Origin of the sequence: Novosphingopyxis iocasae, from assembly GCF_014334095.1 — a bacterium.
Classification (GTDB): domain Bacteria; phylum Pseudomonadota; class Alphaproteobacteria; order Sphingomonadales; family Sphingomonadaceae; genus Novosphingopyxis; species Novosphingopyxis iocasae.
The window spans coordinates 1164702-1188867 of record NZ_CP060495.1 but is presented as its reverse complement, the minus strand read 5'-3'; the positions used below and the strand labels follow the sequence as shown (position 1 = coordinate 1188867).

At 62.7% G+C, this 24166-nt stretch carries 28 protein-coding genes and 1 tRNA gene; 12 read left to right on the top strand and 17 right to left on the bottom strand.

The window, feature by feature from the left end; all coding sequences use genetic code 11:
* Positions 1 to 112: 112 nt before the first annotated feature.
* Positions 113 to 886, top strand: coding sequence for an exodeoxyribonuclease III (gene xth, locus H7X45_RS05700; protein ID WP_187336549.1), 774 nt, complete (start codon positions 113 to 115; stop codon positions 884 to 886).
* A gap of 62 nt (positions 887 to 948) precedes the next feature.
* A complete protein-coding gene (locus H7X45_RS05695; protein ID WP_187336548.1) occupies positions 949 to 1752 on the top strand; it encodes a transporter in 804 nt (267 codons plus the stop codon).
* 1 nt (position 1753) lies between these two features.
* On the opposite strand, the gene H7X45_RS05690 is transcribed toward H7X45_RS05695, so the two are convergent.
* The 4 genes from H7X45_RS05690 to H7X45_RS05675 form a co-directional block, all read right to left on the bottom strand.
* Positions 1754 to 2905, bottom strand: coding sequence for an N-acetyltransferase (locus tag H7X45_RS05690; RefSeq protein ID WP_187336547.1), 1152 nt, complete (start codon positions 2903 to 2905; stop codon positions 1754 to 1756).
* Positions 2906 to 3008: 103 nt separating this feature from the next.
* Complete coding sequence (locus H7X45_RS05685; RefSeq protein ID WP_187336546.1) at positions 3009 to 3788, bottom strand: sterol desaturase family protein; 780 nt, start codon at positions 3786 to 3788, stop codon at positions 3009 to 3011.
* A 186-nt stretch (positions 3789 to 3974) separates the two neighbouring features.
* The gene (lptG, locus tag H7X45_RS05680; RefSeq protein WP_187336545.1) at positions 3975 to 5072 is read right to left on the bottom strand and encodes an LPS export ABC transporter permease LptG; all 1098 of its coding nucleotides are present in this window, start codon (positions 5070 to 5072) and stop codon (positions 3975 to 3977) included.
* Positions 5069 to 6289, bottom strand: coding sequence for an LptF/LptG family permease (locus H7X45_RS05675; protein WP_187336544.1), 1221 nt, complete (start codon positions 6287 to 6289; stop codon positions 5069 to 5071). Before H7X45_RS05675 ends, lptG begins: the two co-directional genes overlap by 4 nt.
* A gap of 127 nt (positions 6290 to 6416) precedes the next feature.
* Between H7X45_RS05675 and H7X45_RS05670 the strand changes: the two genes are divergently transcribed.
* Positions 6417 to 6917: a DUF2141 domain-containing protein gene (locus H7X45_RS05670; RefSeq protein WP_187336543.1), complete on the top strand. Its 501-nt coding sequence runs from the start codon at positions 6417 to 6419 to the stop codon at positions 6915 to 6917.
* 70 nt (positions 6918 to 6987) lie between these two features.
* Here H7X45_RS05670 and spt read toward each other — a convergent pair whose 3' ends face one another.
* From spt to obgE, 4 genes are all read right to left on the bottom strand, one after another.
* Positions 6988 to 8187 (bottom strand): serine palmitoyltransferase, encoded by a 1200-nt coding sequence (gene spt, locus H7X45_RS05665; RefSeq protein WP_187336999.1) that lies wholly within the window; start codon positions 8185 to 8187, stop codon positions 6988 to 6990.
* Between the two features lie 95 nt (positions 8188 to 8282).
* Positions 8283 to 8522 carry an acyl carrier protein gene (locus H7X45_RS05660; protein ID WP_187336542.1) on the bottom strand — a complete coding sequence of 80 codons (240 nt, stop codon included), beginning with the start codon at positions 8520 to 8522 and terminating at the stop codon, positions 8283 to 8285.
* An 82-nt stretch (positions 8523 to 8604) separates the two neighbouring features.
* Complete coding sequence (locus H7X45_RS05655; RefSeq protein WP_187336541.1) at positions 8605 to 9501, bottom strand: NAD-dependent epimerase/dehydratase family protein; 897 nt, start codon at positions 9499 to 9501, stop codon at positions 8605 to 8607.
* 43 nt (positions 9502 to 9544) lie between these two features.
* On the bottom strand, positions 9545 to 10609 hold the full coding sequence (gene obgE / locus H7X45_RS05650; protein WP_187336540.1) for a GTPase ObgE: 1065 nt from the start codon (positions 10607 to 10609) through the stop codon (positions 9545 to 9547).
* A gap of 127 nt (positions 10610 to 10736) precedes the next feature.
* On the opposite strand from obgE, the gene H7X45_RS05645 reads away from it, so the two are divergent.
* Positions 10737 to 10812 (top strand) — tRNA-Ala (locus H7X45_RS05645).
* A gap of 70 nt (positions 10813 to 10882) precedes the next feature.
* On the opposite strand, the gene H7X45_RS05640 is transcribed toward H7X45_RS05645, so the two are convergent.
* Complete coding sequence (locus H7X45_RS05640; RefSeq protein ID WP_187336998.1) at positions 10883 to 11485, bottom strand: TetR/AcrR family transcriptional regulator; 603 nt, start codon at positions 11483 to 11485, stop codon at positions 10883 to 10885.
* An 84-nt stretch (positions 11486 to 11569) separates the two neighbouring features.
* Between H7X45_RS05640 and H7X45_RS05635 the strand changes: the two genes are divergently transcribed.
* Positions 11570 to 12472 (top strand): metal-dependent hydrolase, encoded by a 903-nt coding sequence (locus H7X45_RS05635; RefSeq protein WP_187336539.1) that lies wholly within the window; start codon positions 11570 to 11572, stop codon positions 12470 to 12472.
* Positions 12473 to 12680: 208 nt separating this feature from the next.
* Entirely contained in the window at positions 12681 to 13505 is an 825-nt protein-coding gene (locus H7X45_RS05630) for a metal-dependent hydrolase (RefSeq protein WP_187336538.1), read from the top strand.
* 6 nt (positions 13506 to 13511) lie between these two features.
* Here the strand turns inward: H7X45_RS05630 and H7X45_RS05625 are convergent, their stop codons facing one another.
* From H7X45_RS05625 to rplU, 3 genes are all read right to left on the bottom strand, one after another.
* Positions 13512 to 14066 carry a GNAT family N-acetyltransferase gene (locus H7X45_RS05625; protein WP_246449722.1) on the bottom strand — a complete coding sequence of 185 codons (555 nt, stop codon included), beginning with the start codon at positions 14064 to 14066 and terminating at the stop codon, positions 13512 to 13514.
* Positions 14067 to 14298: 232 nt separating this feature from the next.
* Positions 14299 to 14568, bottom strand: coding sequence for a 50S ribosomal protein L27 (gene rpmA, locus H7X45_RS05620; RefSeq protein WP_187336537.1), 270 nt, complete (start codon positions 14566 to 14568; stop codon positions 14299 to 14301).
* Positions 14569 to 14571: 3 nt separating this feature from the next.
* Positions 14572 to 15051: a 50S ribosomal protein L21 gene (gene rplU / locus H7X45_RS05615; protein ID WP_187336536.1), complete on the bottom strand. Its 480-nt coding sequence runs from the start codon at positions 15049 to 15051 to the stop codon at positions 14572 to 14574.
* A 185-nt stretch (positions 15052 to 15236) separates the two neighbouring features.
* Between rplU and H7X45_RS05610 the strand changes: the two genes are divergently transcribed.
* On the top strand, positions 15237 to 15764 hold the full coding sequence (locus H7X45_RS05610) for a hypothetical protein (RefSeq protein ID WP_187336535.1): 528 nt from the start codon (positions 15237 to 15239) through the stop codon (positions 15762 to 15764).
* On the opposite strand, the gene H7X45_RS05605 is transcribed toward H7X45_RS05610, so the two are convergent.
* On the bottom strand, positions 15744 to 16316 hold the full coding sequence (locus H7X45_RS05605; RefSeq protein WP_187336534.1) for a (2Fe-2S)-binding protein: 573 nt from the start codon (positions 16314 to 16316) through the stop codon (positions 15744 to 15746). The two genes, H7X45_RS05610 and H7X45_RS05605, sit on opposite strands and share 21 nt — an antisense overlap.
* 201 nt (positions 16317 to 16517) lie before the next feature.
* Complete coding sequence (locus tag H7X45_RS05600) at positions 16518 to 17291, bottom strand: class II aldolase/adducin family protein (RefSeq protein WP_187336533.1); 774 nt, start codon at positions 17289 to 17291, stop codon at positions 16518 to 16520.
* Between the two features lie 256 nt (positions 17292 to 17547).
* Between H7X45_RS05600 and rpsU the strand changes: the two genes are divergently transcribed.
* Positions 17548 to 17748, top strand: coding sequence for a 30S ribosomal protein S21 (rpsU, locus tag H7X45_RS05595; RefSeq protein WP_187336532.1), 201 nt, complete (start codon positions 17548 to 17550; stop codon positions 17746 to 17748).
* A gap of 111 nt (positions 17749 to 17859) precedes the next feature.
* Positions 17860 to 18432, top strand: a complete 573-nt coding sequence (locus H7X45_RS05590; protein WP_187336531.1) for an FKBP-type peptidyl-prolyl cis-trans isomerase — start codon at positions 17860 to 17862, stop codon at positions 18430 to 18432.
* 35 nt (positions 18433 to 18467) lie between these two features.
* On the opposite strand, the gene ilvC is transcribed toward H7X45_RS05590, so the two are convergent.
* Together ilvC and miaA are read right to left on the bottom strand one after the other, a co-directional pair.
* Complete coding sequence (gene ilvC, locus H7X45_RS05585; RefSeq protein ID WP_187336530.1) at positions 18468 to 19457, bottom strand: ketol-acid reductoisomerase; 990 nt, start codon at positions 19455 to 19457, stop codon at positions 18468 to 18470.
* Positions 19458 to 19487: 30 nt separating this feature from the next.
* Positions 19488 to 20408 carry a tRNA (adenosine(37)-N6)-dimethylallyltransferase MiaA gene (gene miaA / locus H7X45_RS05580; protein ID WP_187336529.1) on the bottom strand — a complete coding sequence of 307 codons (921 nt, stop codon included), beginning with the start codon at positions 20406 to 20408 and terminating at the stop codon, positions 19488 to 19490.
* Between miaA and serB the strand changes: the two genes are divergently transcribed.
* On the top strand, positions 20407 to 21288 hold the full coding sequence (gene serB / locus H7X45_RS05575) for a phosphoserine phosphatase SerB (protein WP_187336528.1): 882 nt from the start codon (positions 20407 to 20409) through the stop codon (positions 21286 to 21288). The genes miaA and serB overlap by 2 nt on opposite strands.
* Positions 21289 to 21292: 4 nt before the next feature.
* On the opposite strand, the gene H7X45_RS05570 is transcribed toward serB, so the two are convergent.
* Positions 21293 to 22492, bottom strand: a complete 1200-nt coding sequence (locus H7X45_RS05570; RefSeq protein ID WP_187336527.1) for an SPOR domain-containing protein — start codon at positions 22490 to 22492, stop codon at positions 21293 to 21295.
* A gap of 218 nt (positions 22493 to 22710) precedes the next feature.
* Between H7X45_RS05570 and H7X45_RS05565 the strand changes: the two genes are divergently transcribed.
* Both H7X45_RS05565 and H7X45_RS05560 read left to right on the top strand, forming a co-directional pair.
* Positions 22711 to 23430, top strand: coding sequence for a ParA family protein (locus tag H7X45_RS05565; RefSeq protein ID WP_187336526.1), 720 nt, complete (start codon positions 22711 to 22713; stop codon positions 23428 to 23430).
* Positions 23431 to 23442: 12 nt separating this feature from the next.
* Positions 23443 to 24162, top strand: coding sequence for a hypothetical protein (locus H7X45_RS05560; RefSeq protein ID WP_187336525.1), 720 nt, complete (start codon positions 23443 to 23445; stop codon positions 24160 to 24162).
* Positions 24163 to 24166 lie beyond the last annotated feature (4 nt).

Genomic DNA, 24166 nt, shown 5'->3' with positions numbered 1-24166 from the left:
GGCTGCGCGGTTGCAATGTTTGTCGTGATTTCAACCGACGCGGTGTCGTGGCATCTCACGCTGTCCGCAAATCCTCCTGACATCAGCGTCGCGCCGCGCTACCAACGCAGCCATGCTCATAGCCAGTTTCAATATCAACGGCGTGAAGGCGCGCCTTCCGCGACTCGTCGAATGGCTGGAGGAGCGCGCACCCGACATCGTGTGTCTGCAGGAGCTGAAGAGCGCGGACGAGGGCGTGCCGGTCGGCGATCTCGAGAAAGCGGGCTATGGCGTTCTGATCCACGGTCAGAAGGGTTTCAACGGCGTCGCCATCCTCGCGAAAGGGCAGGAGCCGAAGGAGGTCCGCCGCGGCCTGGAAGGCGATCCGGAAGACGAACAGTCCCGCTATCTGGAGGCCGACGCGCACGGCCTACGCATCGCCAGCATCTATTTGCCCAACGGCAATCCGCAGCCTGGCCCGAAATTCGATTACAAGCTGCGTTGGATGGAGCGCCTTCGCGCCCGTGCCGCCGAGATCTGGGCGGAGGAAATCCCGGCGGTTTTAGCCGGCGACTATAATGTCATCCCGCATGATCGGGACACCTTCTCGGTGCGCGCGATGAAGGACGATGCGCTGATGCAGCCCGAATCGCGCGCCGCTTATCGCCGCCTGCTAGCGGATGGCTGGACCGATGCGCTGGCGACGCAGCACCCTGCGGGCGGCATCTGGACCTTCTGGGATTATCAGCGCGGCGCCTGGCAGCAGGATCATGGCTTCCGCATCGACCATCTTCTGTGCTCGCCGGAGGCTGCCGACCGGTTGCGCGCGAGCGGCGTCGATAAGGAATATCGAGGCCGCGAAAAAGCGAGCGATCATGCTCCGACCTGGATCGAGCTGGCCGATTGAAGCCCGTTTCTTGGAACGTGCTTTGCGTCCGCTTTTGGCAATTTGGCTCGAAAGGCCCTGTCATGAAAACATGTTTCCTTGCCGCCGCCGCTTTGATTGCAGGGATTTCTGCTGCTCCGGCAGATGCGCAAAGTGATGGTCCGCGCTTCTGTCCCAACCGCCCGGGCCTTGGCAGCAGTACCTGCACCACGGGCGAGGGGCATGTCAGTGTCGAAATCGGCGCCCTGGGATGGTCGCTGGACGAAAGCGACAACATGCGCAGCGACAGCGTTTCAATCGGCGACAGCTTTTTGCGCTACGGCATCGATGACAAGACCGAGGTGCAGGTCGGCTTCACTGCCTATACGCATAATTACAACCGCGTCGGATCGATGATCACCGAAAATGGGGGTTTTTCCGATGTCCGTCTGGGCGTGCGGCGCAATCTGATCGGCAATGACGGCGGCAATATCGCGCTGGCCATCGAGCCGTACGTTACCGTTCCGGTCGGCGCTTCCTCGGTTTCCGCGGGCGACTGGAGCACGGGCGTGGTAATTCCCAGCAGCTTCTCGCTGGGTTCGGGGCTGAGCTTCGGCGCGACGGGTATTCTTGCGGCAGCAGTGGATTCGGACGGCGACGGCCGACACTTCGCGGCGACTCAATATCTCGGCCTCAGCCAGTCGGTGTCCGACACCGTGGGTGTGACAGGCGAAGTCGGCCTCAGCTATGACAACGATCCTTCCGGCGACGTCTGGGCGCCGGTGGCTTCGGTCAGCGCGGCCTGGACGCCGAAGCCATTGCTGCAATTCGATGCCGGCACCGTGGTGGCGCTGGATAGCGACAGTCCGGACCTGCAGCTCTATATCGGCGTATCGAAGCTGTTCTGACCTAGAGCGCCTTTTCGTAGACGGTGTAGACGCGGTTCACGCGGCTCTCGATCGCATCGGCGATTGCGATCATTCCTTGATTGTCGTCAAGAATCCAGCCGATCTCGCCGCGCGTCGCGCCGTAATGGGCTACCGAGGCGCGGCGGATATATTCGATCATCATGAAAGCGAGCTGGCTGGCAAGACGGGTGCCCTGATATTCCTTCAGTACCCCCATCAGCGGCACGCGCATGGTGCGCACCCGTGGATTGCGCAGCCAAAGCAGCAACTTCGCCCAATTAAACGGCCATAGCGAACCGTTCATGCCCTTCAGCGGCTCATTCAAATCCGGCAGCGTCATCATGAAGGCGACCGGTCGACCCTCCACCTCCGCAATGCGGATAAGGTCTTCCTTCACGATTGGCTTCAGCTTCTTGCCGGCATAGGCGATCTCTCTATCGGTCAGCGGCACGTAGCCCCAATTGTCCGACCAGGCATCGTTAAGGATATTGAGGATGATCCCCGCTTCCTCGTCGAATTTCGACTTATCTACCTTGCGCACATGGATGCGGCTGCTGCGCTCGCCAGACTGAATGATGCGGTCAATCAGTGGCGGGAAGTCCTGGGCAATGTCGAGTTCCCATGTGCTCAGCTGTTTGACGGGGCGGTATCCGGCAGCCTCGACCCATCTTTCATAGGAGGCTTTATGATGGCCCATCATGACCGTGGGGCTATGGTCCTGGCCCTTTGTCAGCAGGCCCGGCTCATCCCAGATCGACAGCGAAAGGGGGCCTAGCGCGCGGCTCATGCCGTGACCGCGCAGCCATTCTTCGGCTGCATGGATCAGCGCATGAGCGGCGGCTTCGTCCTCAACCTCCAGCATGCCGAAATTGCCGACACCCGGTCCCATGCCCTGTTCGGGCGGCTGAGCGAGAGCCAGGTCGTCGATATGCGCGGAAATCCGCCCCACCACTTTGCTGCCCCGCTTGGCCAGAAACAACTGCATGCGGGCATGATCGAAAAACGGGTTCTTCTTGCGGTTCAGCAGTTCGCGAACATCGCTGCGCAGCGGCGGCACCCAGGCCGGATCGTCCTGATAGAGACGATAGGGTAGCTCGATAAAATCATTCTCACCGTGCTTGTCGGTGACGGGGATGATTTGAAGGTCGGTCACGAAAAAGGGCTCCTGCGCATGCAGAAGCCCGGGGTTCGGCGAAGCTCTGAAGGCCCCGGGCTCCAGTTTTCGCAGGAGCACAACGGGACCATTTCAGCAAGCCTCAGGCGTCGCTCTTCACCTGCGAGCGGCGGCGGGGGTGTCCCGACGCAATGCCACCGGACAGCTCCTTCACCCAGGGATAGCTCTTCGCCACTTCCTCGTCATAGCCCAGGTTGAACACCGTCGCGCTGCGCTTGGGAATGTCCTTGCGGTGATAATAAGTGCGGAAAATCTTGTCCCAACCATAGTTGGTGATTCCGTAATTGCCGCTCTCGTGGTGAAAGTGGTGCTCCAGATGCCGCTGCTTCATATAAGAGATGAGCTTGCTCTTCGGCTTGAACGCCAGATGCTGCATGCAGTGCACGAATTCATAATAGCAAGTGGCGAGAAGGCCCGTGGCAAACGCGGCCGCCGCGCCGCCGATGCCGCCAATCAGATAGCCCACCGGCAGCGTCGCCACTGCAATCGTGGGCAACGTGGTGTGAAGGGCGCCGAAAAGCACTTCGAGATGGTTGGGATCCTGATGATGATCGTAATGGATGCGCTTCCAGGTCTTTGCGAACATTTTGCGCTTGTACATCCACTGCCCGTGTAGGACGAAGCGGTGCAGCAGATACCACGCCAGCGGATAGATCACGACTGCTGCAAGCACTGCGCCGGCAGTCGCCAGCGGGCTGGCGGGATAGAAAACGAACACAGCGACGCTGGCCGCGGTCAGCAGCAGATAGGATATGATCGTGTAATGCTGGAAATAGGCCACGATCAGTTCTCGCAGGTTCATGCGATCCAGATAATGCGACCGGTTCCAGAAATTGCTCGATGCGGTGTCCGCGCTGGCCATAGCCTTCGTCCTAATCCCTAGTTCTTCAATGCGCCGCACGGCAGGGCCGGCGACGCCAGTGTTTTTTATAATAAGGCTTTGCGGCGCATTTACGGCCGCATCCTCTATCGATCACCATATTTCTGTCGTGATTGACGTAAGGTGAAGGAGGCATCGATCAGCGATCGGGGCCTCCACCACCGAAGCCTATTCCTCAGAGCGTATCAGTACCGTCTCGCCCAGCAGGAGGAACAGGAAAAACGGCGCCCAGGCGGCGATGAAGGGATCGTAAGCGCCCAGATTGCCCATCGCGAGCGCGAAATTATCGACCACGAAATAGGTGAAGCCCAGTGCCATGCCGATCACGACGCGCACGAAGGTCTTGCCCGCGCGCGCAAGGCCGAAGCCGGCGATCGATCCCAACAGCGGCATGAGGATGGAGGCGAGGGGGCCTGATAGCTTGTGCCACCAGGCAGCCTCTGCGCCCTCAACTGGCCGACCGGCAGCTTTCTGCGCATCGATTGCCTCGCGCAGGGCTGCGAAACCCAGGCTGTCGGCATCGAGCGAACTGATCGTGAACCGGCTGGGCTCCAGTCCTTGCCCGAACCGGACTATCGGTGCGGTGCTGGTGGCGGCGTTCGCCACGGTGAAGGTGGTGGCATCGTTCAGCGTCCAGCCGTCATCGGTCCAGCGCGCAACCGGACCCTGAGTGACGGATGTCAGTTCGCCGTTCACGCGCTCGTTAATCCGTACGTCCTTCAGGATCATGGACGGCCCGCCGCCAATCACCGTCTTGGCAAAGATCAGATCGTCCCCATCGAGCACCCACACTCTGGTGCGGATGTCGCTTTGCCCCGGAACTTGCGCATAATCGACGGCTTGCCAGGCCTTCAGCTTGGCGCTGGTGGGGGCCAGCACATGATCGTTGAAGATGAAGGTGAGAAAGGCGATGCCGATCGCCGTCACCACCAGCGGGGCCAGGATCTGATGCGCCGAAAGGCCCGCTGCCTTCATCGCCACGATCTCGCTGTTCTGGTTCATGCCCGCCAGCATGATCAGCGTGCCCAAAAGTACCGAGAACGGCAGGAACTGCGCTACGACCTGCGGTGTGCGCCAGGCGATATAGGTGATGATCTGACTGCTGCCATTGCCCGGCACCGCCAGAATGTCGCTGCTCTGACGCAGAAGATCCAGGCTCATCAGAATGATGACCAGCATCGCCAGCACGGCGAAGACGCGTTTCAGGAACGTCTTGGCCATGTACCAGGCCATGGAAGAAGACGGAAAGAAGGCGAGCTGCTTCATGCCGCGGCCTCATGCTTCTTGTCCCGCTGCCCGAATTTGAAGCGACGGCGCAACCATTTGCCGAATTTCTCGAACCGCTTTTCGATCGCGCCGATCGGCTGTCCGCCCGGCACATAGGCGAGCACGTAGTACATCCAGATGATCAGCGCGGCGAATGCGAAGAACGGTAGCCACAGCGAAACGAACGGGCTGACACGGCCGAGCGCGGCGACGCCTTCGCCAAATTCGTTCACCTTGTGATAGGTGACGATGAGGACCACCGAGATGACCACGCCAAGCGCGGAACTCGATCGCTTCGGCGGCACCGCGAGCGATAAGGCGAGCAGCGGGATCAGCAGCATCACCGCCAGCTCCACGGCGCGGAAATTAAAATTGGCAAAGGCCGCGTCACGCGTTTCCTTGCTGTAGGTGGGGTCGTTGGCCACGCGCAGCAGCTCGAAAAATGTGTTCTCCTGATTCTCCACGCCGCCGCGCAGGCGGAACTGCTTCATGGCCGGCAGGTCAATCGGCAGATCCTGCATGCGGAACGTCAGGACGCGCGTCCCTTCGAAATTGGGCGATTGCTGGATTGCGGTGCCGTTGCGCAGTCGCAGCAGCAGAAGATTGGGATCGGCTGTGCTGAGGAACTGGCCGCTTTGCGCGGTGGCGGTGAAATGTTCGCCTTTCTTCGTGCCTACATCGACGAAGATCCCGCTGAGATCGGTGCCATTGTCGCGGCTTTGCTCGACGCGCAATGTGATGTCATCGCCCAGCTTGTTGAACTGGCCCACCTTGATCGATGCGCCCAGCGCGCCCGAACGCAGATCGAATTGCAGCTGTTCGTAATAATATTCTGCATAGGGCTGCAGATAGCCGACGATGGTGAGGTTTACCGCGATCAGGCCAAAAGCGTAGAAATACGGCACGCGCAGCAGCCGGCGATAGCTGAAGCCGACGGCGCGCATCACGTCCAGTTCCGAACTGGTGGCAAGCCCGCGAAACGCAAGGAGGATGCCGAGCATCAGCGCCAGCGGGATCGCAACGGAGAAATATTCGGGCAAAAGATTCGCCAGCATCCGGAAAACAATGCCCACCGGCCCGCCCTCCGCCGCGACGAAATCGAACAGCCGCAGCATCTGATCCAGCACCAGCAGCATGGCCGCGATCACCAGCGTGGCGATCAGCGGAATCGCGATCTTCCTGGCGATGTAGCGATCGTTGGCGGTCAGCAACTTCAACTTATTGTCGTCCGATTTCCAAAATTCTGCCGCAATGGGTGCTGATATATGGTGGACAAGAAGGCCTTATCATCAATGCACCCGAGTTCGGGGTGCCGCCGATATAGCCAAGAGGAATGAGATAACCATGAAATATTCCATTGCAGCAGCGGCCGCGTTCGGTGCCGTCCTGCTTGCGGCCGTCCCGGCGCAGGCGCAATATGCCGAGCGAATTTCGAACGACATGTCGAAATGCGACGGTTCGCGTCCGGCGATGCTCGTGACCGTCACGAACTTCAAAGGCGCGGTGAACCGCGTGCGCGTTGTAAGCTATCGCGCTCTGGAAAGCGATTGGCTGAAGAAGGATCGCTGGCTCAACCGGATCGATACGCCGGTAACAGGCAAGACCATGAAGTTCTGTATGCCGATGCCGGCGCCCGGCACATACGCCGTTGGCGTTCGCCACGATTATAACGGCAATGACGACGATGATCCGTTCAAGGATGGCTGGGGTATGTCGAATAACCCGTCGATCGGGCTCGGTGCGCTCCTTGCTGGAGGGTCGTTTGGCAAACCGCCGGTTTCCAAAGCGGCTGTAAAGGTTGGCAGCGGCGTAACGCCGGTTACCATCAAGCTGAAATATCCCTGACAACATAAAAGACCGGGGGCGCCAGATGGTCGCAACCCGGTCTTTTCATATCCCTAGAACGGGATAACAATCAGATCACGCCGACCTTCGTACCGGCGCGCTCGAACATCCCCAGTATCTCATCGACCTGTTCGCTGGAATGCTCGGCGCAGAGCGAACAGCGTAGCAGCGTCATGTTCGCAGGCGTTGCAGGGGGGCGGGCAAGGTTCACATACAGCCCCTCGTTCAACAGCGCTTCCCACATCGCCGCGCCGCGCTCCAGATCGGGCATGATCACGGCGATGATCGCGCTCTGCGGCTCATCCGTGCCCAGCGTGAAGCCGCGTTCCTTCAGCCCCGCATGCAGCTTGCGCGAATTTTCCCACAGATGCGCGCGCTTGTTGCCGCCATGCATCAGCTTGCGGATCGAGGTTGCGGCTGTCGCGACCACGCTGGGGGGCAGTGATGCGGTGAAGACATAGGGGCGGCAGACCAGGCGCATCACCTCGAACTTTGGGTGGTTCGACACGCAGAACCCGCCGACGGTGCCCACCGATTTGCTGAACGTGCCGATGATGAAATCGACGTCGTCGATGACGCCCTGCGCCTCGGCGACGCCGCGGCCGTTCTCGCCGATGAAACCCATGGAATGCGCCTCGTCCACCAGCACCATCGCGCCCGCTTCCTTGGAAACGCGGATCATCTCCTTCAGCGGTGCGACATCGCCCAGCATCGAATAGACGCCTTCGAGCACCACGAGCTTGCCGGCCTCTTCCGGCAGGCGCTTCAGGCGCTTTTCCAGCGCCTCGATATCATTGTGGCGGAAGGGTACGATCTGTGCATTGCCCATCGCGCAGCCGTCATAGATCGACGCATGGCTGTCGATATCCAGAAGGATGTAATCGTCCTTGCCCGCGATGGTCGATATGATGCCCAGATTGGCCTGATAGCCGGTCGAAAAGACCATGGCATGCTCGAAGCCGTAAAATTCCTTCAGCGCCTCCTCGCACTCCTTATGGCCCTGATAGGTGCCGTTGAGCACGCGGCTGCCGGTGGTGCCCGATCCGAATTGCTCGAGTGCGCTCTTGCCCGCCTCGATCACGTCGGGATCGAAGGTCATGCCCATATAATTGTAGGTGCCGAGCAGGATCGTCTCCTTGCCGTTCACCACCGCCACGGTGGGCGATTTCACCTCTTCCATGACGAGCGAGAACGGATCGCGCTGGCCGGTGGAGAGCAACTGCTCGCGCTGTTCGATCAGCGAATCGAATTTGGAAAAGAGATCGGTCATGAAGCCTGCATCCATCCGGACGAAGCCTGTCACGGCCCGGTCCTTTGATCAAAAAGAAGTACGGCCCTTCGACAAGCGCGGGGCGGGGGGCTCGGTCAGTCGTCTTTCAGCTTGGCGACCGCATCGACCAGCTGGCCGACGGTTTCGATTTCGGCCTGCATGTTCATGGTGATGACGATGTCGAACCGGTCTTCGATCGCGGCCACGAAGTCCATCACGGTCAGGCTGTCCCATTCCAGATCCTTCTGGAAGCTGGTTTCGCGCGTCACCTCGACACCCTTGGCGTTGAACGGCTCGATCTCTTCCTTGATCGCATCGAACAATTGGTCGGACATGGATTTTGCCTTCATCGATAAATGTGGGCGGGGATTGGCAAGCGATTGCGGCGCGGTCAAGGCGGCGAGGGGGCAGGGGCCCTCAGAGCCAGCCCTTCCGGCGATACCATTGCGCCGTCGCAGCCAGTCCGTCTTCGGTGCCGAACTGCGGCTGCCAGACGGATGCCGGCGGGCGTCTTGCCGGATCGACGGTCCAGTCCGGATGGGCAAAATAGCGCGCGCGATCGGGCGTCAGCTTGGCGTTGCCGCGCCGGATCAGGCGGTCCGCATAGCCGCCGAGCATCAACAGCGGCTTCGGCATGGAGACACTTTCCACCCTGCGCCCCACCGCCTTGCCGATGGCGCGCGCGAACCCACGATGGGTCCAACCGCCGTCGGTGCCGTCGTCCACCTCGTAAATCTCGCCGATGGTGCGCTCGCCAGCGGGAATCAGCGCGACGAGCAGGCGGGCGAGATCTTCGACATGGACCGCCGAGAGCCTTCCGCGCGGCGGAAGGAACACCAGGCCGCGCTTCGCCATCTTGAACATTTCCAGCATCTCGGTGTCGCCGGGGCCGTAGACGGCGGGCGGCCGCACCGCGGTCCAGTCCAGGATGGAGGTGGCGACCAGCCGCTCGCCTGCCAGCTTGGTTTCTCCATAGACCGAAAGCCTGGGTTCGCGCGCGGCGAGCGAGGAGACGTGGACGAAGCGGCGCACGCCCTGATTTTTGGCCGCCGCGATCATGCGATCGACCGCCGCGACATTGCCTTGCTCGAAGCCCACGCGGCTCGGTGCGTTGGTTGCGCCCGCGATATGGATCACCGCCTCAGCGCCGTCGCACAGCCGGTCCAGCGCGGCATCGTCGGCCAGATCGCCAGCGATCCATGTGACGCCTTCGCGCGGCGGCTGTTCGCGCCGGGTGAGCGCGCGCACGCGGTATCCTTCGTCCAGCGCCGCCTTCAGCGTTGCGCCGCCGACGAACCCGGTGGCGCCGGTCATCGCGATGACTTTTCCCGTGCCTGCTCCCGTCTCTGCAGCCATGTCAGCGCAGCGGAGACCAGTCGATTACATCGCCTTCGCTGTCGAGCTCGTCCACGGCGCGCTTGCGCTCGATCGAGCTGCGCGCGGGCAATTGCTCCAGCACCTTGTCGAGCAGCTTGTCCATGCCCTCGCCGGTCGCGGCGGAGATGGTGAGGAGCTCGATACCCTGATCCTTAAGGCCCGCGGCCACATCGTCCATCAGCTCGTCGCCCAGCAGATCGCCCTTGTTGAGCGCGATCAGTTCGGGCTTGTCGCCAAGCCCCTCGCCGTAATTCTCCAGCTCGGTCCGCACGATGCGGTAGGCTTCCATCGGATCGTCGCCGGTTGCGTCGATCAGGTGGATGAGCAGGCGGCAGCGTTCGATATGGCCCAGGAACCGATCGCCGATCCCGGCGCCTTCCGCCGCGCCCTCGATCAGGCCCGGAATATCGGCCAACACGAATTCGCGCGCCTTGTGCCGCACCACGCCGAGCTGCGGATTGATGGTGGTGAAGGGATAGGCGCCGACCTTGGCGTTCGTGCCGGTCACCTGATTGATGAAGGTGGATTTGCCCGCATTGGGCAGGCCCACCAGGCCGACATCGGCCAGCAGTTTCAGGCGCAGCCAGACATCGCGTTCCTCCGCCGGCCAGCCCATGCCGTGCTGGCGCGGTGCGCGGTTGGTGCTGGACTTGTAGCTGGCATTGCCGCGCCCGCCGTCACCGCCGCGCAGCAGCGTAACGCGCTGCCCCTCCTCGGTCAGATCGGCGAGCAGGCTGCGCTCTTCGTCGTCGGCCAGGATCTGCGTGCCGATGGGCACTTCGATAATCATGTCCTTGCCGCCCGCGCCAGTGCGATCGCGCCCCATGCCGCCATGGCCGCGCTGGGCGCGGAAATGCTGGTTGTAGCGGAAATCGATGAGGGTGTTCAGGCCGGGCACGGCGACGAAGATGACGTCGCCGCCCTTGCCGCCATTGCCACCGTCCGGACCGCCATATTCGACATATTTTTCGCGGCGAAAGCTCACTGCGCCGGGGCCGCCGGCGCCGGATTTCAGATGGATCTTGGCTTGATCGAGGAAATGCATGGCCCCGCCGTTAGAGCAGCCGAGCGGGGAAGGCCAGTTTTGATGACGCTGCGCACGGTAGGCCAATCGGCAAAATTAGCCTTTGCAGCACGCCAACGCGCCCGTTATATCCCCGCGTTCCTGGTGAGGGGCCGTAGCTCAGTTGGGAGAGCGCGTCGTTCGCAATGACGAGGTCAGGGGTTCGATTCCCCTCGGCTCCACCAGATTTCACTGGAAATTGTACTGTCGACGGGCGGACGAAGCTCGCGCTGGCAATGGTTGCTCTGCCGGCGATTAGTCTTGCAAGTCTATCGCGCGCCAGCGCTCGACAATGGCGTCGAGGCGCGCTTCGGCGAGGTCGCGGGCGCGGCTGCGCGGCAGACCCAGTGAGGACGCCAGTGGGCCGCCCATCAGCGCATCGCCCAATGCCATCAGGACCAGTGCCAGCGTGCTTTCCTGAAGCTCTTCGCCGATCAGGGGCGCCAGACTGAGCTGATCGACCAGATCATGGATCGATTCGACGATCGGATCGAGCGCGTCCTCATTGCCTGATGCCAGCATCCACGCGGCCAGTGCACCGCCGCCTTCCTGATCGAACGCATCGAAGGTAAGATCGACAATATCACGCGATGTGGCCGTGCCAGCCCGCGTTTTCAGGACCGTCGCGGCAATGGTCTCGCAGATCGAGCGGGCGTGGAAAGTCGCGAGTGCGCGCTGGAGCCCGGATGCGCTGCCGAAATGGTGGAGCAAATTGGCGTGTGTCTTACCGATCCGCGTCGCCACCGCCTTGAGCGTGACGGCCTGTGGGCCGCTCTCCAGAAGAATTTCTCGGGCCGCTTCCAATGCGACGAGGCGACTTTCCTCCGGGCTCAGACGACGGCGGGGCAGAGAGCTTATTGACACGCTTGTCAGTAATCCTTAATTTTCGTTGGTGTAAATAAGATGCCTGAGCAGTTTCTGGCAATGCCGAAGGAGGTCATTATGGCTCTCGCAGTTTTGAAGAACTTTTTTCGCGGCAGCGATATCGGAGCACCAGCGGATCTTGCGATCACGCCGCGCGATCGACGCTTTGGTCGCCAATCGGTCGATCAGCTAAGGTGGTGGAACGGGGGAGACCCTTTTGGCACGGCGTTCTACAATGCCCTGTCGGCCACGTTCCCGCTGGGCGAAGCGTTCTTCGTGGAAAGCGTCAAGGCGTTCCGCGACGGCGTGCCCGATCGGCTGGCCCGTGAAGTCCGCGCTTTCACCCAGCAGGAGGTGATGCACAGCCGTGAGCATCTGGCCTTCAACCGCCGCGCATCGCAGGCCGGCTATGATCTATCCCGTCTGGAAAAGCGCGTGGAGGATCAGCTGGCTCTTACCGCCGACCGCCCGAAGATCGCGTCGTTGATGGTCACCATCGCGCTGGAGCATTTTACGGCGATCATGGCGCATGAAGCTCTCAAAAATCCGGCGCATTTCGCGGATGCCGAGCAGGAAACGGCAGATTTATGGCGTTGGCATGCGATCGAGGAGATCGAACATAAGGGCGTTGCCTTCGATGTCTGGCGGCACGCGGCGCGCGACTGGTCGCCATTCAAGCGCTGGCGCCTGCGCAGCATTTCGATGCTGCTCACCACCTTCCTGTTTATACGCTATCGCGTGAGCGGAATGCTCGATCTGCTGGCCCAGGATGGTATCACCGGTCCGCGCGCCTGGTGGGGCCTCGCTCGCTTCGCGCTGGTGCGCCCCGGCATGGTCCGTAATATTGCGCTGCCGTGGCTCGCTTATTTCCGGCCCGGCTTTCATCCCTGGCAACAGGACGACCGCGCGTTGATCGATCTGACAGAGAGCGACTATGCCGCCGCGGTTTCCGCGCGGGCTGAGCCCGCTACAAGCATCTGACGTAAAGGCGCGGATCGGTCCGAAACGGATCAATCCGCGCTAACCTTCCAGTGCGTTAACCACAGCCATTATCCCTGTGTTACGCTTGCTATTGTTTAATGCTCCCAGACATTTGTCGATTGGGGGGCGTATTATGACGAAGGAGCAGGAGGCAGCTTGGCCTACGATTAAGCGAAGAACATTTCGCTATGACCGGGACCAGACACCGATGCGCCATTGGCTAGGAGGTGATCCGGTCGCAACGTCATTTTTCAACTCGCTATCGGTAGTTTTTCCGAAGGGCGAGGCGTTCTTCATCGAGTGTATCCGCCCATGGCAGCGGCGCGCGGGCGAAAAGCTTGGTGTGGAAATTCGCGAATTTATCCGTCAGGAGGCGCTCCACGGGCGTGAGCATGTCGCCTTCAACCGCGGGATCATCGCCGGCGGGTATGATGTCAGCGCACTCGAAGCCGTTGTCGACGACGTGATCGATGCCGTGCGCGGCAAGCATGCGATCGCCCGGCTAACCTACACCATGTGCTTTGAACATCTGACGGCGATCCTTTCGTCAGCCACCTTGAAAAACGAGGCAATGATGGAGCGGGCCGAACCGGAAATGCGCCGGATATGGTCCTGGCACGCGGTGGAAGAAATCGAGCATAAGGGCGTCTGCTTCGATACCTGGATGCTGGCGACCGAGGACTGGTCGCCCGCGCGGCGCTATTGGACACGCTGCCTCGCGCTGGCGCTCATTTCCGTCGGCTTCGTGAAAAACCGGATTCGCGGTCAGATTCATCTGCTGCGTCAGGATGGCTGGAGTGCGCGTAAATCGCTGCCTGCCATCCTGCGCTGCGCCTTCGCGAAGAATGGGCTGGGCCGCGCGGCCTTGGGTGACTGGATCAAGTTCTTCAAGCCCGGCTTTCACCCCTGGCAGATCGATGATCGCGATCTGATTCCCATGGGCGAATCCGTGTTTGCCGATGCCGCCAGCCCGGCGCCCGCGGCCCAACCTGTCAAAGAGCACGAACCGCAGCAGATCGCGCACGCAGCCTGACGTTATTCAGGCGGCTTCCGGTCGCTTCTCCAATTCCATGTCGGCTTCGACGTCGCTTGCCAGCCATTCGAAGTGCCGTGCCGGCGCGCGGCTTTGGCGGCCTTCGCTCCACCGTGCCTCGATCCGCCCGGTATCCCGAAAGCCGATCTTGCGCAGAACCGCGCCCGAGGCCGGGTTGTCGACGAAATGGGTGGCCGTCAGACGCCGATAGCCGAGCGCGCGGCCCATCGCGACCAGCGCGCGGCCTGCTTCTGTGGCATAGCCCTTGTTCCAGGCATCGTGCCGGATCCAGTATCCCAGCGCGATCCGGCCTTCCGTTTCATCCAGGCCGCAGGTGCCGATCAACCGCGGACGCTCGATCGTGCGATCGAAGATCAGCAGATGGGGCAGGGGATCGGCAGCAGCCATCTTGCAATAGAAGTCGGCATCGTTGGGGCGATAGGGCCAGGGCAGGCGGGCCAGATTGCGGACCAGCCGCTCGTCATTGGCCGCCTCGAAAATCGCAGCCGCATCTTCCGGCCATGGGGGCCGCAACAAAAGCCTTTCGGTAATCGCAAACATGTCTCTCGCTCCTCCCGCCGCCGGAGCCCCCTAGCGCCGCGATATGACGGCTTCGGGAAACGCGGGCGACGTCCTTGAAGGGAGATGATCTTTCTGTCGGGTCGGCACTTTCGCGCACCGGACACGACAAAAAAGGGAGGCGGGGCGGCCCGTCTCCCTTCCGATTGCGACATCTCGTTTTACCGAGATCTCCGGGCCATCCCATCGGGACAGCCCTTTAACGACTGTCCGCTTATTCTGCCGCTTCGGCGGCCATGTCTACCGACACATATTTGCGGCCAAGCTTGCCGCCATGGAATCGGACTCGGCCCTCGGTAAGGGCGAAAAGCGTGTGATCCTTGCCGAGACCAACATTGGTGCCCGGATAAATCTTGGTGCCGCGCTGGCGCATGATGATGTTGCCGCCGACGACCTGCTCGCCGCCGAACTTCTTCACGCCAAGACGCTTACCTGCTGAGTCGCGACCGTTGCGCGACGAACCGCCTGCTTTCTTATGTGCCATGGCTCAGCCTTCCTTTTCTTCGTTCTTCGCAGCGTTCTCGGACGGCGCCTGCTTGGTCACGGTCTCAGCCTTGCCCTTGCCCTCGGCGGTCGCCTTCTTCGGCGTTGCCTTGTCGGCAGCGGCCTTGGCGGGCTTGGCTTCGTCACTGGACTTGGCAGCAGCGGCCTTCTTCGGCGCGGCCTTCTCATCACCGATCGACAGGATCTCCAGCAGGGTAACCTGCTGACGGTGGCCCTGCTTGCGGCGATAATTGTGCCGGCGGCGCTTCTTGAAAACGATGACCTTGTCGGTCTTGTCCTGCGCAATGATGCGCGCACCGACGCTCAGCTTCGACACATCCTTAAGGTCGGCACCTTCGCCGGCCATCAGGACATCGTCCAGCGTTACGCTGTCACCGGCTTCACCGGACAGCTTTTCGACGGCAATTTTGTCTCCGGCGGCTACGCGATATTGCTTGCCGCCCGTGCGCACGATCGCGAACATGGGCTTTTCACTCGATTCAGGGTTCGATAAATCTGTTACCCAGCGCGAAAACCAAAAAGGCGCGAAGCCACCGGCCTCGCGCTGGAATGGCGTCAGCTAAGGGGAGGGGGCGGGCTTGTCAACGCTTTTCCCGCTTCGGCGCTGCGCTATTGCGGGCGCGGTCGGGCCGTCATAGAGGCTGGACGATGAAAAGGCTATGCTGCCTCCTCCCGCTGCTTCTGTTGCCCGGCTGTGTTCAGGGATCGGAATCGTTCCCCTCGCTGCTACCGCGTCCTTACGAGGTTGATGCGGCCGATCTGGGCAAGCGCCCGGCGTCTGAGCCTGCACCCGCGCCTGCCCCGGTGACGCCGCTTTCCGATGAGCAGCGCCGCACGCTGGATGCCGCTGTTGAACAGGCGCGCTCCGCCAATGCGGCCTTCCGTGCCGCCTTGCCCGACGTGCGCCGCGGCGTTTCCGCGGCTGCGGGGCGCAGCCGGAGCAGCGAGCCGTGGATATATGCGCAGGTCCTCCTCTCACGCCTTGAGATGGCCCGGGCACCCAGCGTGGAGGCTTTGGCCACTATTGACCAGTTGCTCATCGATAGGCTGGCGCAGGAAAGTCAGGGGTCAGCTGGCGCAGGAACGGCGGAGATCAAGGCAGCACGCGCTCCCGTCGCGGAAGCGGTTGAAGAGCAAAGCGCAATCATCGCCGGTTTAGCCGGGCGTATCGGCTGACGGTTCCCGGCGCTGCACGGGCGACGTCAAGGCGGGCACGGCGTCCGCTGCATCCTCTGGCGTGATGCCGGGCGGCGGGGCGGAAGACAGCCGTTCCTCGCGCCGCGCGACGCGGCCTGCGCGCTGCACCGCATCGACCAGGCGCGGATAGACGCCGCAGCGGCACAGGTTCGGCAGCGCCGTCTCGATCTCCTCTCGCGTAGGATTGGACGATTTGCGTAGCAGCACTGCGGCGGCCATCACCATGCCGGGTGTGCAAAAACCGCATTGCACCGCGCCGGTGGCGGCAAAAGCCTGTTGCACCGGATGACCGCGGTCGCGCGACAGGCCTTCGATGGTGGTTACGAAGCGGCCCTCCACCTCACCGATGGTGACAAGGCAGGAGCGGATCGCCTCGCCGTCGATATCCACCATACAGGCACCGCAATCGCCCACGCCGCAGCCATATTTTGTGCCGGTGAGATTGGAAGCATCGCGCAGCGCAAACAGCAGCGGCGTATCCGGATCCATCCGGTACTGGACCGGGCGATCGTTTACGGTGAACTTCGTCATGGAGCAGGGGCCATGGGCTGGAAAGTCGCAATGGTCCGCACACGTCCCCCCCTATTTTCCTCACGGCGCGAAACGGGAGCATGTCGTGGCGGACGGCAATTGGGCAGGTGGATCGTCATCACATTCGGTTTAGCGGAAACGAACCCCCGTAGGACAGCGAAACCGCTTCAGTAAGAAAGCTCTCGACTGGGAACGCAGGCTCTATTCGCGCCAGCTCTGGTCGATCTTGTCCACCTTGCGCACCATCGCCGCGAAATCCGCCGCGCCGGGGCCACCGGGCAGCTGCGTCTGATGCAGATCGCGCTGGTGCACCTTTACCACGTCTTCGGACACGCTCACCGGCTGGCCCATGGAGAGGGTCGCCAGCTGAATCTCGCAGGCGCGCTGCAGCGCCCAGTGGGTGACGAACACTTCCGGTAGCGTCCGACCAAGAATGACGGGGCCATGATTCTTCAGCATCATGATGCGTTTGTCACCGAGGTTCTGGCGCAGCCTGACGCCCTCTTCCTCGCGCACGGTCACGCCCTCGAAATCATGATAGGCGATCTGGCCGATGAAGTTGCACGCGTAAAAGTTGACCGGCTGCAGCCCGCCTTCCAGCGCGCTCACCGCCATGGTGGCGGTGGTGTGGGTGTGGGCGATGGCGTGGGCCCAGTCCAGCTCCCGGTGGAACATCGCATGCTGGACGAAGCCGGCCTTGTTCACGGGATAGGGGTTATCGTCCAGCTTGTTGCCGTCGATGTCGATTTTGACGAGGTTGGACGCCTTCACCTCGCTGAACAGCAGGCCGAAGGGATTGATGAGGAAGGCATTCTGTTCGCCCGGCACCTTCACCGTGATGTGGTTGTAGATCGATTCGGACCAGCCCATCATGTCGAACACGCGGTAGCAGGCGGCCAGCTGCTGGCGGGCTTCCCACTCTTCCTCGCTCATATCGGACGGGGCTTCGCGTTGGGCGTTGACTGCGGTGGCCATGACTGCTCTCCTAAGGTTCCTCTTTGGCGCCCAAGCTAGCGGAATTACGGGGGTGAGGCCAGCGCCCGGGTGATGCTGCCATGCGTTGCCGTGGCGGCCTGAACCGGGAATTTCGGTTGGCCGCTGGCAAAAAGGCTTGTCTTTTGCTATATAGGCTGTAACAGCCCGCAGGATTTTGCCGCCCGCGAGGTGCGGCTTTTTTGTTTTATAAAGGGCCAGGGCAGGCCAGCAACCGGATTTGGAGTGACGGACTTTTATGCAGATCATCGTTCGCGATAATAATGTCGATCAGGCGCTGCGGGCTCTCAAGAAGAAGCTGCAGCGCGAAGGTGTGTATCGCGAAATGAAGCTGCGCCGCCACTATGAGAAGCCTTCGGAAAAGCGCGCTCGCGAAAAGGCTGCTGCCGTGCGCCGCGCCCGCAAGATGGAGCGCAAGCGCGCCGAGCGCGACAGCTGATCGGCTTCGCGTAAGACAAGAAATTCGAGACGGGCGCCTGCGGGCGCCCTTTTCATATCCGCCGCGCTGGCCTATCGCGCTGGCGAAGATCATCCCAGACGAGGATTTCTAATGTCCGTTACCGCCGTTCCGATTCGCCCGGTCACAAAGGGTACGCTTACCACGTTCTGGATCGGCATCGCCGTTCTCGTTGCGGTGGCCGCCCTGTTCGTCTGGATCGGCACCAGCCCGCTGAGCGGTCAGACGCTCGACGGCGGGACGAGCATCGAAACGCTGACGGCGGGCGAGGGGCCGAGCCCCGCCGCCGATGATTTCGTGTTGGTGAATTATACCGGCAAGCTGAAGGACGGCACGGTGTTCGATTCCGGTGAGCGTGCGCCGCTGCAAGTCGACGGCGTCATTCCCGGCTTCTCTGCCGGGCTCCAGCAGATGCAGAAGGGCGGCAAATACCGTCTGACGATCCCCGCTGATCAGGCCTATGGTGCCGAGGAAAAGCGCGATCCGCAGACCGGTGAAGTCGTGATCCCCGCCAACAGCGATCTCGTGTTCGATGTCGAACTGGAAGACTTCAAGTCGAAGGCCGAAGTCATGCAGATGCAGCAGCAGATGATGATGCAGCAGATGATGCAGGGCGGCGGCGCTCCCGGAGGCCCCGGTGCTCCAGCACCGGGCGCGGGTCAGTAAGACTGATTTGATTAAGGGGGCTTTCGGGCCCCCTTCTAGTTTTGGTCGCGCAGCGCGCGCATGCGCGCCGCCACCGCTTCCACTGGATGCGCGGCGGCGCGTTGGCGTGAGGCTTTCAGCGCCGGATATCCTGCGCGTGCATCGGCCATCAGCTTGTTCACGAAGCTGCCATCCTGCACTTCGCCGAGGATGCGCTTCATTTCCGCGCGTGCAGCATCGCCGACGATGCGCCCGTTGCCTTCCGCAGCGCCGAATTCGGCTGTGTTCGAAATTGCCACGCGCATTCCGGCGATGCCGCGTTCGTAGATGAGGTCGGCGAGCAGCTTCACTTCGGTCAGGCATTCGAAATAGGCGATTTCGGGCGCGAAGCCTGCATCGACCAATGTATCGAATCCGGCCTCGATCAGCTCCGGGATAACACCCCACAGCACGCCCTGTTCGTTGAACAGATCGGCCTCGGTTTCCTCCTGAAAGCTCGATTCCAGGATTCCCGCGCGCCCACAGCCGAGCGCGCCGGCATAAGCCAAGGCGGTCGCGCGTGCCGATCCGCTGGCGTCCTGCGCCACGGCGATAAGGCCAATGAGGCCGCTTCCACGCTCAAAATCCGCGCGCAGCGCCTTACCCGGCCCCTTGGGCGCAACGAGAATGATGTCGAGATCGGCGCGCGGCGCGATCAGCCCGTAATGGATGGCAAGGCCGTGAGCGAAGCCGATCGTCGCCCCCCCTCGCACTGCATCCGCCAGGCCGCCGTTCCACAGGTCCGCCTGCACCTCATCGGGCACCAGCAGCATGACGATATCGGCGCGCGCCGCGGCTTCGGTCATCGCCAGCGGCGCGAACCCGTCGTCGCGCGCGGCTTGCTCGCTGGCTGATCCGGGGCGCAGACCGATCAGCACATTCACCCCGCTATCGCGAAGGTTCAGCGCCTGCGCGCGTCCCTGATTGCCATAGCCGATGATGGCGACGGTTTTGTCATGGATCGCCGAGGGATCGATGTCGGCATCGGTAAGGATCGGGTTGGTCATCACCTCGTGTCGCAGGAGCGCGAGGCAGGTTCAAGGGGCGCGCAGCAGCAACTGCAACGCCTCCGCAGGATCGCCCGTCCAGCGCGGCCAGTGCTCGGGCGGCTGGTTACGGAACCAGGTATATTGCCGCTTGGCGTATCGGCGTGTCGCAAGCTGGCCGCGCGCGGCTGCCTCTTCCCGGTCGATTACGCCGCCCAGCATCGCTGCGATCTCCGGCACGCCGATGGCGCGCATCACCGGCAGCGCCGGGTCTAGCCCGCGCGCCAGCAGCGCCTCCACTTCGGCCACCGCGCCGCCCTCCATCATCGCGGCAAAGCGGCGGTCGCAGCGCGCGTAAAGCCATTCGCGATCGGGCAGCAGGATCAGCGGCCGCAGCGCGACGCTGTCTCCAATGCCACCATGCTTTTCGGCGCGCCAAGCGATGGCACTTCGCCCGGTCGAGCGGATGATTTCCAGTGCGCGCGCGATCCGGCTGCTGTCACCGGGATTGAGCCGCGCCGCCATCCCGGCGTCTTCGCGCTCCAGCGCGGCAAAGGCATCACCCACCGGCATCGCGCGGACTTCTTCGCGGACATCGGGGTCGATCGGCGGGATGGGCGCGATACCGTCCAGCAGGGTGCGCAGATAAAGGCCCGTGCCGCCGACCAGGATCGGCAGACGCTGCGCATGCCAGGCCGCCTCGATCTGCGCCGTTGCGTCCGCCGCCCAGCGCGCTGCCGAACAGCTTTGGGTGCCGTCCAGATAGCCGAATAGCCGGTGCGGCACCGCGCCGCGCTCCTCCTTGGATGGCTGCGCGCTGAGAATCGGCAGATCGCGATAGACCTGCGCACTGTCGGCGTTGATCACGGTTGCCGCCTCGTGCGCTGCCAGCGCCAGTGACAGCGCGGTCTTGCCGCTCGCCGTCGGACCTGCGATCAGCGCCAGCGGCCGCTTTGTTTCAGGAGAATCCATGCCCATCATCACGTTGATAGCAGCCGACAGCCTGAAAGGGCACGACATCGATGCCGCCGCCGATCGGCTGCGCGATGCCGGGCTGGCAGTGACGGGGCGCGACTGGATTGAAGAGGGCGTGGCCGCGGATCTTACGAGCGGGGGGGAAGTCTCTGCCGTGCGCGACGCGCTTTCTCCGCTCGAAGAGGCGTTCGACATCGTCGTTCAGCCTGAAGGGCATCGCCGCAAGATGCTGTTGATTTCGGACATGGACAGCACCATGATCACGGTCGAATGCATTGATGAGCTGGCCGATTATGCGGGGCTGAAGGACGAAATCAGCGCTGTGACCGAGCGCGCGATGCGCGGCGAGCTGGATTTCGTCGAGGCGCTGCGCGGCCGGGTGAAGCTGCTGAAAGGACTGGAGGCGGGCGCGATCGAGCAGTGCCGGGAGGAGCGGGTGCGGATCATGCCGGGCGCGCGCGAGCTGGTGCGCACCATGCGCGGCTGGGGCGCGCAGTGCATTTTGGTATCGGGCGGCTTCCATCATTTCGCCGATCCGGTGGCGGCGGAGATCGGCTTTCACCGCGCGGTGGCAAACCGGCTTGCGGTAGAAGACGATCGGCTGACCGGTGCGGTGGCCGGCGACATTGTCGATTCCGCCGCAAAGGCGCGGCTTCTTGCCGACAGCATGGCTGATTTTGGACTGGAAACCGCACACACGCTCGCGGTCGGCGACGGCGCGAACGACATTCCCATGATCGAGGCGGCGGGCCTTGGCATCGCCTATCACGCCAAGCCCAAGGCAGCGGCGGCAGCGGATGCGGCGATCCGGCACGGTGATCTGACTGCGCTTCTCTACGCGCAGGGCGTGCCGCGCAGCGAATGGGCGGCGGGCTAAGCGCTTATTTCTTAACGCTGAAGCAGCCGCTGCCCGCGCGCTTTACCGCGGCGCACATCCGCTCCGCTTCGGCCTTGGTGGCGAAAGGCCCGGCTTGGAGGCGCGTGATCCGCCCCGCATCGACCAGATAGGGCTGCTTGCCCGACAGGGCGGACACTTTCTTTTCCAGCGTGGCGAACTGCTTGCGAGCGCGGGCCTCGGTGCTGAACGCGCCGATCTGGACTCGCCAGTCTCCGCTCGCGACCGGTGCAGGCTTCGTGGCGCGCGGCGCGGGCGCAGCGGAAACGGTGGCGTCCGTCGTGGCACGTAGCGGCGCGGACGGGACATAGCCCGGAATATCGCTGACATCGTCGATGCGCGCGAAATCGCCGCTGGATGGGGCGGCGGCGCGTGCAGACGCGGCAGGTGCCGGAACAGGCGCAGGCCTCGGTGCCTCGGCCATTGCCGGCGCGGGCGTTTCGGCCATGTCCGATGGCGGAGCATAGGTCGCGCCCGCAGGCTGAGAGGGCGGCAGATCAACGGCGCGCGCCGTCGACACGGCGGCAGGCTGCGACGGCGGCAGATCGACAGGACGCGCGGCGGGCGCGGGTTCGGCCTTGGTAATCTGAAACCCTTCGCCGCCATCACCGCTGCCCATGGAGGAAGCCAGTGCAAGCGCCTGCGTCTTTTGGGCGTCGCTAATATAATTATCCATCTGATCCAGGCTGCGCTGTGCGGCGGGGATCCCGGCACTCGCGGCGCGGCTCATCAGCGCATAGCCGCGCACCCAATCCTTGCCCACAAGCTGGCCGTTGAACAGCGCCGTACCCAGCACATATTGCGCACGCGGTTCGCCGCGCTGGGCGGCGGCCTGGATATAGGGCAGGGCCTCGGCCCGCTTGCCGGTCTGGAACAGCGTCAGGCCATACTCGTCGGCCGCCTTCTGATGAATGATGCCGCCATCGCGCGGAGCTGCCGCCTTACGAAACCAGTCGAGCGCAATATCGAGATTGGCCGGAACGCCGCGGCCCAGGCGATAGGCCTGGCCGAGATTGAACTGCGCGTCCGCATCACCGGCCAGCGCAGGCCCCCGCCACTCCTTGACCGCTCCTTCATAATCGCCCGCCGCCCATGCATCGACGCCCGCCTTCACGTCGGCAAGCGCGGGGGCCGCCAACGGGAGCGAGCAGGCGAGGGCGGCGAAAGCAAACAGACGGCGGTTCATGAGGGATTACTCCGTTGGATCGCCCGGCCATGGCAGTTTTCGTTCAAGAAAGGGTTAATCCGGCCCGTCCGCAGCTTAACCAAGCCTTCAAGAAAAGACCATAAACTCCCATGCAAGGCGACGGCGCTCATCAAATAGCGGCAATGTCGCATGTTAACCTGATCTTTAGCCTGTTCTGCAAAACCTGCAGCCCGAAACCATTTCGAAGGGGAATAGGCTTGCGGGTTCTGGCACTTGCATCTCAGAAAGGCGGATCGGGCAAGACCACTCTTTCCGGCCATCTGGCGGTTCAGGCCCAACTGGCCGGTGCCGGACCCGTTGTCCTGATCGATATCGATCCGCAGGGCTCGCTGGCCGACTGGTGGAATGAACGCGATCCGGAATTTCCGGCCTTTGCGCAGACCACCGTCGCGCGCCTTGCGACGGACCTGGCCATCCTGCGCCAGCAAGGTTTCAAGCTTGCCGTCATCGATACCCCGCCTGCCATCACCATGGCGATCCAGAGCGTGATTTCGGTGGCCGAACTGATCGTGGTACCGACGCGCCCCAGCCCGCATGATCTGCGCGCCGTGGGTGCCACCGTCGATTTGTGTGAGCGTGCGGGCAAGCCGCTGATCTTCGTGGTCAACGCCGCCACGCCCAAGGCCAAGATTACCTCCGAAGCCGCCGTGGCGCTGTCACAGCATGGCACGGTGGCGCCTGTAACGCTGCATCACCGCACCGACTTTGCCGCCTCGATGATCGATGGCCGCACGGTGATGGAGGTCGATCCCAATGGCCGCAGCGCGGCCGAAGTGTCCCAGCTGTGGGATTATATGTCCGATCGGCTGGAAAAGAATTTTCGCCGCACCGTATTTTCCGCGCCTGCCGCAACCAGCCAGCACACGATCGCCGCCCGCCCGATGGGCGGTTTCGGCCGCCGCGTGGTCGGAAGCTGAGGGGGCGCGTCCATGGGTGAAGCCAAATCCTTCGCATCGCTCTCGTCCGGTCTGCTCGCGCGCAAGGGCGCGGCCAAACCGGCCATGCGCCGCCCGGTACCGACCAGCCATCCGTCCGCCTTTGATCATGACGATCTGGGCTGGAATGACATGGGCTATGATGTCGATCCCGATCCGGAAGCAGAGACCGGCGATGATGGCCGTTATCGCCACAATCCCCTGATGGGCGCTATTCCCGATACCGATCCGGCAAGCCGGGCGCGCATCGCCGAGCAGTCCGAACGCCTGAACGCGCATGCCCTGCCGTCGGATGAGGAACTGGAAGAAGCAGCGAGCAAGCTGGAAGCCGATCATCCGCTGAACGGCCATTCCTTCGGGCTAGCCGAAGATGAAGATGCAGCTCCGACGGTAGAGACGGAGCCGGAACCTGAAGAGCAGCCGCGCTCGATCCTCGCCGTGAAACCGCGTGCCGTTGAGCCGGAGGCCGCGCCGCTTCCGGCCCCCAAACCCTCTCCTAAACCCGCCAGCCCGAAGAAGGCGAAAATTGCTGCGAAGGACAAAACGGCCTTCACGCTGCGGCTGGATCAGGAACGTCATCTCAAGCTGCGACTGGCCTGCGCGGTGCGCAATGTCAGCGCGCAAAAGCTTGTCACCGGCGCGCTGGACGATCTCCTCGCCGGAATGCCCGAACTGGGCGACATGGCGCGCCACATGCCCTCACGTTCTTCATGAAACC

What these genes read in the sequence shown, in the direction of transcription:
- xth (WP_187336549.1), top strand. Translation starts at nt 113, where the DNA reads ATGCTCATAGCCAGTTTCAATATCAACGGCGTGAAGGCGCGCCTTCCG.
- H7X45_RS05695 (WP_187336548.1), top strand. Translation starts at nt 949, where the DNA reads ATGAAAACATGTTTCCTTGCCGCCGCCGCTTTGATTGCAGGGATTTCT.
- H7X45_RS05685 (WP_187336546.1), bottom strand. Translation starts at nt 3,788, where the DNA reads ATGGCCAGCGCGGACACCGCATCGAGCAATTTCTGGAACCGGTCGCAT.
- lptG (WP_187336545.1), bottom strand. Translation starts at nt 5,072, where the DNA reads ATGAAGCAGCTCGCCTTCTTTCCGTCTTCTTCCATGGCCTGGTACATG.
- H7X45_RS05670 (WP_187336543.1), top strand. Translation starts at nt 6,417, where the DNA reads ATGAAATATTCCATTGCAGCAGCGGCCGCGTTCGGTGCCGTCCTGCTT.
- spt (WP_187336999.1), bottom strand. Translation starts at nt 8,187, where the DNA reads ATGACCGATCTCTTTTCCAAATTCGATTCGCTGATCGAACAGCGCGAG.
- H7X45_RS05660 (WP_187336542.1), bottom strand. Translation starts at nt 8,522, where the DNA reads ATGTCCGACCAATTGTTCGATGCGATCAAGGAAGAGATCGAGCCGTTC.
- H7X45_RS05655 (WP_187336541.1), bottom strand. Translation starts at nt 9,501, where the DNA reads ATGACCGGCGCCACCGGGTTCGTCGGCGGCGCAACGCTGAAGGCGGCG.
- obgE (WP_187336540.1), bottom strand. Translation starts at nt 10,609, where the DNA reads ATGCATTTCCTCGATCAAGCCAAGATCCATCTGAAATCCGGCGCCGGC.
- H7X45_RS05635 (WP_187336539.1), top strand. Translation starts at nt 11,570, where the DNA reads ATGGCTCTCGCAGTTTTGAAGAACTTTTTTCGCGGCAGCGATATCGGA.
- H7X45_RS05630 (WP_187336538.1), top strand. Translation starts at nt 12,681, where the DNA reads ATGCGCCATTGGCTAGGAGGTGATCCGGTCGCAACGTCATTTTTCAAC.
- H7X45_RS05625 (WP_246449722.1), bottom strand. Translation starts at nt 14,066, where the DNA reads ATGTTTGCGATTACCGAAAGGCTTTTGTTGCGGCCCCCATGGCCGGAA.
- rpmA (WP_187336537.1), bottom strand. Translation starts at nt 14,568, where the DNA reads ATGGCACATAAGAAAGCAGGCGGTTCGTCGCGCAACGGTCGCGACTCA.
- rplU (WP_187336536.1), bottom strand. Translation starts at nt 15,051, where the DNA reads ATGTTCGCGATCGTGCGCACGGGCGGCAAGCAATATCGCGTAGCCGCC.
- H7X45_RS05610 (WP_187336535.1), top strand. Translation starts at nt 15,237, where the DNA reads ATGAAAAGGCTATGCTGCCTCCTCCCGCTGCTTCTGTTGCCCGGCTGT.
- H7X45_RS05605 (WP_187336534.1), bottom strand. Translation starts at nt 16,316, where the DNA reads ATGACGAAGTTCACCGTAAACGATCGCCCGGTCCAGTACCGGATGGAT.
- H7X45_RS05600 (WP_187336533.1), bottom strand. Translation starts at nt 17,291, where the DNA reads ATGGCCACCGCAGTCAACGCCCAACGCGAAGCCCCGTCCGATATGAGC.
- rpsU (WP_187336532.1), top strand. Translation starts at nt 17,548, where the DNA reads ATGCAGATCATCGTTCGCGATAATAATGTCGATCAGGCGCTGCGGGCT.
- H7X45_RS05590 (WP_187336531.1), top strand. Translation starts at nt 17,860, where the DNA reads ATGTCCGTTACCGCCGTTCCGATTCGCCCGGTCACAAAGGGTACGCTT.
- ilvC (WP_187336530.1), bottom strand. Translation starts at nt 19,457, where the DNA reads ATGACCAACCCGATCCTTACCGATGCCGACATCGATCCCTCGGCGATC.
- serB (WP_187336528.1), top strand. Translation starts at nt 20,407, where the DNA reads ATGCCCATCATCACGTTGATAGCAGCCGACAGCCTGAAAGGGCACGAC.
- miaA (WP_187336529.1), bottom strand. Translation starts at nt 20,408, where the DNA reads ATGGATTCTCCTGAAACAAAGCGGCCGCTGGCGCTGATCGCAGGTCCG.
- H7X45_RS05570 (WP_187336527.1), bottom strand. Translation starts at nt 22,492, where the DNA reads ATGAACCGCCGTCTGTTTGCTTTCGCCGCCCTCGCCTGCTCGCTCCCG.
- H7X45_RS05560 (WP_187336525.1), top strand. Translation starts at nt 23,443, where the DNA reads ATGGGTGAAGCCAAATCCTTCGCATCGCTCTCGTCCGGTCTGCTCGCG.